This window comes from Amycolatopsis sp. SID8362, from assembly GCF_010550475.1.
Classification (GTDB): domain Bacteria; phylum Actinomycetota; class Actinomycetes; order Mycobacteriales; family Pseudonocardiaceae; genus Amycolatopsis; species Amycolatopsis eburnea.
The window spans coordinates 18,804-27,103 of the sequence record NZ_JAAGNB010000335.1 but is presented as its reverse complement, the minus strand read 5'-3'; the positions used below and the strand labels follow the sequence as shown (position 1 = coordinate 27,103).

Below are 8,300 nucleotides of genomic sequence, written 5' to 3'. Positions count from 1 at the left end.
CGTGATCGTGCGGCGCCGGAGTTCGGCGCAGGTTTCGGCGGCGGTGTGGTGGTTGCCCGGCGGCGGTGACGCTCTGGTGCGGTGGCCGCGGCAGGCACCGGAGCGGGAGGTGCCTGTCAGCCGGTCGTGATCGTGCGGCGCCAGGGCTCGGCGCAGGTTTCGGAGGCAGCGTGGAGGCCGCCCGGCGGCCGTGACGCTCTGGTGCGGTGACCGCGGCAGGCACCAGAGGGGAAGGTGTCCGTCAGCCGGTCGTGATCGTGCGGCGCCAGAGTTCGGCGCAGGTCTCGGCCGCGGCGTCGAGATCACCCGGCGACCGCGACGCGTGGTAGAAGACGCGTTCGGTCATCCAGCACAGCGCCCGGGCCACCGCGGCCGCGCCGGTGGGGCCGTCGCCGGTGGGCAGGCCCGCGCGGAGCAGGACGCCGGTCATCGCCTCGGCGTACGCGGCGACGGTGTCGTGCCACAGCCGGGCGATCTCGGGCACGGTGGGGGAGAGGTCGACGGCCGCGCGCATCACCGGGCCGTGGTCCCGCCACATCCGCTCGGTCAGCCGCACGGACGCCCGCGCGGTCTCTTCGGGGTCGGCGCCGGCGTCCACCGAAGCGGCGTCCTGGCCGAGCACGGCGACGGTGCGCGCCACCAGCGCGGTCAGGACTTCCTGTTTGGACCCGAAGTAGAAGTACAGCGACCCCCGTGAGATCCCGGCGCCCTTGGCGATGGTCTCCACGGTCATCGGCTCGACGTGCTCGCGGTCGAGGAGGGCTTCGGCGGTGTCGAGGATCGCCTGTTCCCGCAGGTCGCCCTTGCGCGGTGCGTCCCGCCGCTTGCGCGTCGTGGCCATCGGGCGATCCTAGTTCGCGTCGAGCCGGTGCCCGTCGGGGAAGTCGGTCGAGCGGGACAGCTCCGCCCACTTCCCGATTTCGGCGTCGACCGCCGAACGGCCCGCGGCGACCAGGCGCAGCGCGTCGGAGCCCAGCACCAGGTGGGACGGGGGCTCCGGGGACTCGATGACGGCGAGGACGGCCGCGGCCGCTTTGGCCGGATCGCCGAGCTGGTTGCCGCTGGCCGCTTGGCGGGCCGCGCGGATCGGCCCGAACAGCTCGTCGTAGTCGGGAACGGACCGTTCGGTGCGCACCATCGAGCGGCCGGCCCAGTCGGTCCGGAACGAGCCCGGCTCGATCAGCGTGACATGCACGCCGAAGCCGGCGACCTCCTTGCCGACGGTTTCGAGGATCCCCTCCACGGCGTACTTGCTGCCGCAGTAGAACGCCAGCCCGGGCACGGTCATCAGCCCGCCCATGGAGCTGACGGCGAAGACGTGCCCGGACCGGCGCCGCCGCATGAAGGGCAGCACGGCCTGCACGGTCGCGGCGACACCGAAGACGTTGGTGGCGAACTGGGCGCGCAGCTCGGCGAGCGGCGACTCCTCGAAGACCCCTTCGTGCCCGTAACCGGCATTGGCGATGAGCACGTCGATCGCGCCGACGCCGGCTTCGACGTCCCGCACGAGCGCGAACACGGCTTCGTCATCGGTGACGTCGAGCAGCCGGGCGTGGGCGCGGCCGGGTGCGAGGGCTTCGAAGGCGGCGAGGTCGTCCTCGCGGCGCACGGTGCCCACGACGGTGTGCCCGGCCTCGAGCGCGCCCCGTGCGAAGGCGCGGCCGAGGCCGCTGCTGACACCGGTGATGAGGAAGGTCTTGCTGGACATGCGCGGCTCCTGTTCCGGGGTTCGACCCCGTCGAGCCTACGCCGCGTAGATTAAAATCTGCACAGTGTCGAAAATCTCGGCGGGGTCAGCCGAGCGCGGCGTCCAGCGAGCGCGACGGCACCGCGTCCAGCGCCGCCAGCGTCTCCGCGTCCAGGACCACCGACCCCGCCGCGATGTTCGCCTCCAGGTGCTCGACGCTCGCCGTGCCCGGGATGAGGTGGACGTTCGGCGCGTGGTGCAGCAGCCAGGCCAGCCCGATCTGCGCCGGGGTCACGTCCAGCGCCGCCGCCGCGGCCTGGACCGCCGGCTCGTCGGTCACCTTCGGCAGGCCCGGGAACGCGCCGCCGAGCGGGAAGAACGGAACCCACGCGATGTCCTCCGCCTCGCACAGCCGGAGCATCTCCTCGTCGTCGCGGGCGACCAGGCTGTAGGCGTTCTGCACGCACGCGATACCCGCCGGCAGGGCGCGCCGCAGCGTGTCGAGGCCGACGCTGCTCAGGCCGATCGCGCCGATCTTGCCCTCGTCGCGCAGTGCCGTCAGTACCGCCAGCTGGTCGTCGACGTCGACCAGCTGGTCGCCCTCGGCCAGCAGGCCCGGCCGGAGCTCCGCGCGGCGCAGGTTGACCAGCGCGACGCGCTCGGTGCCGAGCGTCCGGAGGTTGTCCTCGACGCTCGCCCGCAGCTCTTCGGGCCGCTGGGCGAGGCGGAGCGGGATCGGGCCACCCGGGTCCGGGTCGGCGCCGACCTTGGTGGCGATCAGGACGTCGTCGCCCGCCGCCTCGCGGATGACGTCGTTGACGAAGCCGTTGCCGTAGAACTCGGCCGTGTCGACGTGGTCGACGCCCAGGTCCAGGGCCCGGCGCAGCAGGGCGACGGCGGCGGGCCGGTCGTCGTGGAGGCGTTCGAGCTGCATCGCGCCGAACCCGACGCGGGCGACGGTGCGGCCGGCTAGCTGGCTGGAAGACATGGCTGTCCCGCTTTCGTGCGATGATGGTGAAGCGGAGGAGCCTCCGCTAACCCGACCGTAGCACAACCGGAGGGACCTCCGTTTTGCCTTCGTCCGAAACCGGGCGCCCGGTGCGCGCCGACGCGCGCCGCAACCGCGAGAAGCTCGTCGAGGTCGCGCGCGCCGCGTTCGCCACCGACGGCGCCGTCGCGCTCGAGACCATCGCCCGCGAGGCCGGCGTCGGGATCGGGACGCTCTACCGGCACTTCCCGACCCGTGAAGCGCTCGTCGAAGCCGTCTACGCGGCCGAGCTCGACGACGTCACCGCCAGCGCCCCGGCCCTGCTCGAACAGCACCCGCCCGAGGTCGCCCTGCGTGCGTGGATGGACCGCTACGCCGCTTTCTTCGCGACCAAGCTGGGCATGGCCGACACCCTCCGCGTCAGCCTCGGGACCGGGCGCATCGTCACGGCGGAGACCCGGCGTCGCATCGTCGCGGCGATCGGCGCGATCCTCGAAGCCGGCGCGGCGGCGGGCACCCTGCGCGCCGACGCCGACCCCGAGGACGTGACCTTCGTGCTGCTGGGCGTGTTCCTCTCGGCCGGGCACGAGCCGGAGCGGATCGGACGGCTGCTGGACCTCGTGGCGGACGCCGTGCGGCCGTGAGTCACTCCGGGCGGATCGGCAGCTCCGCGTCGTCGCGCAGGAACAGCGGGATCCGGTCCGCCGGCGCCGGCACCTCGGCGGAAGTCCCGCCCTCGTAACGGTTCCCGGTCACCGCGTCCGTCCACACGGCACCGGACGGCAGGTACACCTCGCGGCGCGTGACGCCCGCTTCGAGCACCGGCGCGACCAGGAGATCCGGGCCCAGCAGGAAGGCGTCCTCGACCGCCCAGCACGCCGGGTCGGCCGGGAAGTCGACGAACAGCGGCCGCATCGGGGGGACACCCTGTTCGTGCGCCACCCGCATCTGCGCCATCAGGTACGGCCGCAGCCGCTCCCGCAGCCGCAGCGACGCCGTGATGGCGTCGTACGCCGAGTCCCCGTACGACCAGACCTCGTTGGGGCCGCCGGTCATGTCCGGCCCGAACGGCGGCCGCGGGTCGCGGAAGCCGTGCAGGCGGAACAGCGGGCAGCACACGCCGTACTGGAACCACCGCACCATCAGCTCGCGGTACTCCGGCGACGCCGGGTCGCCGCCGTGGAAACCGCCGATGTCCGTGGTCCACCACGGGATCCCGGCCACGGCGACGTTCAGCCCGGCCCGGACCTGCGCCCGCAGCGACGCCCACGTCGCCGCGACGTCACCCGACCAGAGCGCGGCCCCGTACCGCTGGCTGCCCGCCCACGCCGAGCGGGACAGCAGCACCACTTCGTCGTCGCCCTCGGCGCGGATGCCGTCGTGGAACGCCTGCGCGTTCGCCTGCGGGTAGAGGTTGAACACCTCCGCGCCCGGACCAGCGTGGAAGCCGAGGTTGTGCGGGTGCCCGGGCTGGATCTCCGGCTCGTCGCCGTCCAGCCACCACGCGCGCACGCCGAGGTCGTAGTAGTTCTCCTTGACCTTGCTCCAGACGAACCGCCGCGCCGCCGGATTGGTCGCGTCGTAGAACGCGACCGGCATCTCGACGTCGAACCCCTTGTCCTTCCACGGCGCGTGCGCCGGGACCCCGCTCTCCGCGGCGACCAGCAGGCCCTTCTCGTGCAGCTCCTGGTAGTTCTCCGAAAGCGGGCTGACCGACGGCCACACCGACACCATCAGCTTGACGCCGAGCCCGTCCAGCTCCCGGATCATCCCGGCCGGGTCCGGCCACTCGGCCGGGTCGAACCGCCAGTCGCCGAGGTGCGTCCAGTGGAAGAAGTCCGCCACGATCACCGACAGCGGCAGCCCCCGCGCGTGGTACTCGCGCGCGACTGACAACAGCTCCTCCTGCGTCTGGTAGCGCAGCTTCGACTGCCAGAACCCGCTCGCCCACTCGGGCAGCATCGGCGGGTGCCCGGTCGCGTCGGCGTAGTGGCCCAGGATCTGGCGCGGGCCGTCGCCGGTGGTGATCCAGTAGTCGAGCTGGCGGGCGTCGTCGGCGACCCAGCGGGTGCCGTTGGCGGCCAGCTCGACCCGCCCGACGGCCGGGCTGTTCCAGAGGAACCCGTAGCCGCGGCTGGAGAGCAGGAACGGCACCGACACCTCGGCGTTGCGCTGCACCAGGTCCAGGACCAGGCCCTTCTGGTCGAGCCGGCCGTGCGTGTGCTGCCCGAGCCCGTAGAAGCGCTCGCCGTCGTAGGCGGCGAACCGCTGTTCGAGCCGGCCGTAGCCGTTGCGCGACGGCATGAACAGCCGCGCGCCGGGCCACCAGAAGTGCGCCCGCTGCTCGGAAAGCAGCTCCTCGCCGGTGTCCGTGCGGACGAACTTCAGCTGCGCGTCGATGCCGGTGTCGGTGTCGGCGATCTCCACGATCGCGGTGAGCGCGCCGTTGACGACGCGGCCGGTGCGCCCGTCGGCCGTGGCGGTCGCGGCGGACGGCTTCGCGGGCAGCAGCGCGCCCGGCACGTCATCGAGGATCCGGTGGCGCCCGGCGCGCACGCGCAGGCTCCCGTCGCCCCACGGCTCGACGCGCAGCACCTCGTGCCGCACGCGCACTTCCAGCGAGCGGCCGTCTTCGGTCGTGGCGATCAAGCGCTCTCCTTAGTCTTTGACGGCGCCGCTGGTGAGCCCGGCGACGACGTACCGCTGGGCGACGACGAGCAGGACGGCCGCGGGGATCGCGGCGAGGACGGCGGTGGCCATGATCCCGTTCCAGTCGGCGGACTGGTTGCCGACGAACCGGTAGATGCCCACGGTGATCGGTTCGAACGACTGGCCGGTGGTGAGGGTGACGGCGAACAGGAAGTCCGCCCAGGCGAACAGGAACGAGAACAGGCCGGCGGTGACCAGCGCGTTGCGGCTGACCGGGACGATGATCGAGAAGAACGTCCGCCAGTACCCGGCGCCGTCCACTCTGGACGCTTCGGTCAGCTCCTTCGGCACCGAGATCATGAAGGCCCGCAGCAGGAGCACGGCGAACGGGATGGTCGCGGTGGAGTCGGCCAGCACGAGCCCGAGGTAGTTGTCGATCAGCCCCAGGTTGCTGAACACGGTGTAGAGCGCGTTCGCCATCACGATGCCCGGGATCATCTGCACGATGAGCAGCACGAACACCAGCACCGGACCGCCGCGCACCTTCAGCTGCGCCAGCGCGTACGACGCCGGCGCGGCGATCACCAGCGAAACGAGCACCGTGCCGAGCGCGACGACCACGCTGGACAGCAGGTTCGGCCCCTGGGTGGACAGCGCCTTGCGATAGCCGTCCAGGGTCCCGCCGACCGGGAAGAACGCCGGGTCCGGGCGCAGCAGCGCGCCGCTGGGCTGCAGGGACGCGTTGACCATCCAGTACAGCGGGAACAGCAGCACCGCGACGATCAGCACGCCGATGACCGTCCGGGCCTTCACGCCGCCGCCTCGGCCAGGGTGGCCTTCGCCGAGCGCAGGTACAGCAGCCCGAACACCGTCGCCACCAGGATGAGGACGTTGCCGACCGCGGCGCCCTGCCCGAACGCGAAGTCCTGGAACGACAGCCGGTAGGACCACGTCGTCAGCGTCTGGGTCGCGTTGGCCGGCCCGCCGCCGGTGACCACCATGATCACGTCGAACACCTTGATCGTGTAGACCAGCCCGAGCATGAGCACGATCCCGGTGACCGGCCGCAGCAGTGGCCAGGTGATGTGCCGGAACCGTTGCCAGGCACCGGCGCCGTCCAGTGACGCGGCTTCGTAGAGCGACGCGGGGATCGCGCGCAGCCCGCCGTGCAGGATCACCAGGTTGAACGGGATGCCGATCCAGATGTTGGTGAGGACGACCGCCGGCAGCGCCCAGCCGGTGCTGCTCAGCCACGGCACCGCGTCGAGGCCGAAGAACCGCAGCGCCGCGTTGAGCACGCCGTGGTCCTGGTCGAACATCCAGCGCCAGACCGCGCCGCTGACCACCAGCGGCAGCAGCCAGGGGAGCAGGAGCAGGGACCGCAGCAGCGCGCTGCCGAGGAAGCGCCCGTTGAAGAACACCGCGAGCGCCAGCCCGATGCCGAACTGGAAGACGAGCGACCCGGCGGTGAACAGGACCGTGTTCACCACCGCCGTCGAGAACAGCGGGTTGCCGAACACAGCGGCGTAGTTGGCGACGCCGACGAAAGGTGCTTCGCCGGTGTAGAACGACTTCACCGTGTAGTCCTGCGTGCTCATCACGACGTTCGCGGCCAGCGGGTAGCCGAAGAACACGACGACGTAGCCGAGCGCGGGCAGCAGGAACAGCCACGCGGCGAACCGGTTGTCCCGCCGGGTTTTGCGGCCGGCACGAGGCGGTGCGCTGACGGCCGGGGCGACCAGGGTCACGACCCGCTCGCCTGCTGGGCGGCCTTGAGGGCCTGGTCGGCGGGCAGCTTCCCGGTCAGCGCCGCCTGGACGGCATCGGCCAGAGCCTGCGAGACCTTCGGGTACTTCTCGCCGAGTTCCGCGGTCCGGGAGCGGGCGGTGCCGACCTCGTCGACGAACGCCTGCATCGCGGGCTGCTCGGTCCCGAACTTCGCCGCGGTGGCCGTCTTCGACGGGATGTACGCGTGCGCCTTGCTCCACTCGAGCATCGTCGGTTCCGACAGGATGCAGGAGAGCACCTTGCCGGCGGCCTGCTGGGTGGGACCGCCGGTGACCGGCACGGCACCGACCTCGCCGCCGAGGGCGACCACCGGCTTGGCACCCGCCTGCGGCACCGGGATCGGCACGACGCCGTAGTGCAGGGACTGCTGCTCGTCGAGCCGGGCCAGGTTCCACGACCCGTTGACCATCATCGCCGCGTTGCCCGCGACGAACTGGTCGGCGACGTCGTTCTGGTTCCAGGTCACGACGGACTTCGACGCCGACCCGGAATTGACGAGGTCGGTGACGTATTGAAGCGCTTTCACGGACTGCGCGGAGTCCAATTGGGACAGTTCGGCGCCGTTGCTCCAGAAGAACGGCAGGAACTGCCAGGTGCCCTCCTCGGAGGGGATGGCGGAGAAGGCGAGCCCGTACTTGCCGTCCTTGGTCAGCTTGGCCGCGGCGGCCTTCAGCTCGTCCCAGGTCTTCGGCGGCTGGACACCGGCCGCGGCGAGGAGGTCCTTGTTGTAGATCAGCGCGAGCCCGTTGACGCCGGGCGCCACGCCGTACACCTTGTCCTGGTAGGTGCCGGCCTTGACGATGCTCTCGTAGTAGCCGTCGGTGGTGATGCCGTAGTCGGCCAGCGGGGTCAGCGCGCCGGTGGCGGCGACCTGCTGCAGCGTCGGGTTGTCGGTGAACAGCAGGTCCGGCAGCGTCTTCGAGCTGGCGCCCTGCAGGACCTTCGGCAGCATCTGGTTGGTCGGCACCTTCTGCCGTTCGATCTTGATGCCGGTCTGGCTGGCGCACGTGTCGAGGATCTTCTGCCACGCGGCGGATCCCTGCTCGTCGGAGTAGTAGTCGAGTTCGGTGATCGAGCCGGCCGGCTGGGCGCCGGCCGGGGCCGTGGGCGCGGGACTGGGGCTGCACGCGGCCAGGAGCACGGCACCCGCGGTCAGCATGAGGGCGCGACGGGCTACGGACATGGCGA

8 protein-coding genes are annotated in these 8,300 nt (G+C 71.7%); 1 reads left to right on the top strand and 7 read right to left on the bottom strand.

Annotated elements, in window-relative coordinates; genetic code table 11:
• Positions 1-241 precede the first annotated feature (241 nt).
• The 3 genes from G3I65_RS10965 to G3I65_RS10955 all read right to left on the bottom strand — a co-directional run bounded on the left by G3I65_RS10965 (position 242) and on the right by G3I65_RS10955 (position 2,675).
• The gene (locus tag G3I65_RS10965; protein WP_160696007.1) at positions 242-841 is read right to left on the bottom strand and encodes a TetR/AcrR family transcriptional regulator; all 600 of its coding nucleotides are present in this window, start codon (positions 839-841) and stop codon (positions 242-244) included.
• A 9-nt stretch (positions 842-850) separates the two neighbouring features.
• A complete protein-coding gene (locus tag G3I65_RS10960; RefSeq protein WP_160696006.1) occupies positions 851-1,708 on the bottom strand; it encodes an oxidoreductase in 858 nt (285 codons plus the stop codon).
• A gap of 85 nt (positions 1,709-1,793) precedes the next feature.
• On the bottom strand, positions 1,794-2,675 hold the full coding sequence (locus G3I65_RS10955) for an aldo/keto reductase (RefSeq protein ID WP_160696005.1): 882 nt from the start codon (positions 2,673-2,675) through the stop codon (positions 1,794-1,796).
• 83 nt (positions 2,676-2,758) lie between these two features.
• Between G3I65_RS10955 and G3I65_RS10950 the strand changes: the two genes are divergently transcribed.
• Complete coding sequence (locus G3I65_RS10950) at positions 2,759-3,319, top strand: TetR/AcrR family transcriptional regulator (RefSeq protein ID WP_160696004.1); 561 nt, start codon at positions 2,759-2,761, stop codon at positions 3,317-3,319.
• 1 nt (position 3,320) lies between these two features.
• On the opposite strand, the gene G3I65_RS10945 is transcribed toward G3I65_RS10950, so the two are convergent.
• Genes G3I65_RS10945 through G3I65_RS10930 form a run of 4 tightly spaced genes read right to left on the bottom strand, consistent with a single transcriptional unit; the run spans position 3,321 to position 8,295 of the window.
• Positions 3,321-5,324, bottom strand: coding sequence for a TIM-barrel domain-containing protein (locus tag G3I65_RS10945; protein ID WP_160696003.1), 2,004 nt, complete (start codon positions 5,322-5,324; stop codon positions 3,321-3,323).
• Positions 5,325-5,333: 9 nt separating this feature from the next.
• Positions 5,334-6,137, bottom strand: a complete 804-nt coding sequence (locus G3I65_RS10940) for a carbohydrate ABC transporter permease (protein WP_160696002.1) — start codon at positions 6,135-6,137, stop codon at positions 5,334-5,336.
• Positions 6,134-7,072 carry a carbohydrate ABC transporter permease gene (locus G3I65_RS10935; protein WP_160696001.1) on the bottom strand — a complete coding sequence of 313 codons (939 nt, stop codon included), beginning with the start codon at positions 7,070-7,072 and terminating at the stop codon, positions 6,134-6,136. Before G3I65_RS10935 ends, G3I65_RS10940 begins: the two co-directional genes overlap by 4 nt.
• A complete protein-coding gene (locus tag G3I65_RS10930; RefSeq protein WP_160696000.1) occupies positions 7,069-8,295 on the bottom strand; it encodes a sugar ABC transporter substrate-binding protein in 1,227 nt (408 codons plus the stop codon). The genes G3I65_RS10935 and G3I65_RS10930 overlap by 4 nt, the downstream gene beginning before the upstream one ends.
• Positions 8,296-8,300: the final 5 nt, after the last annotated feature.

What these genes read in the sequence shown, in the direction of transcription:
- G3I65_RS10955 (WP_160696005.1), bottom strand. Translation starts at nt 2,675, where the DNA reads ATGTCTTCCAGCCAGCTAGCCGGCCGCACCGTCGCCCGCGTCGGGTTC.
- G3I65_RS10960 (WP_160696006.1), bottom strand. Translation starts at nt 1,708, where the DNA reads ATGTCCAGCAAGACCTTCCTCATCACCGGTGTCAGCAGCGGCCTCGGC.
- G3I65_RS10965 (WP_160696007.1), bottom strand. Translation starts at nt 841, where the DNA reads ATGGCCACGACGCGCAAGCGGCGGGACGCACCGCGCAAGGGCGACCTG.
- G3I65_RS10930 (WP_160696000.1), bottom strand. Translation starts at nt 8,295, where the DNA reads ATGTCCGTAGCCCGTCGCGCCCTCATGCTGACCGCGGGTGCCGTGCTC.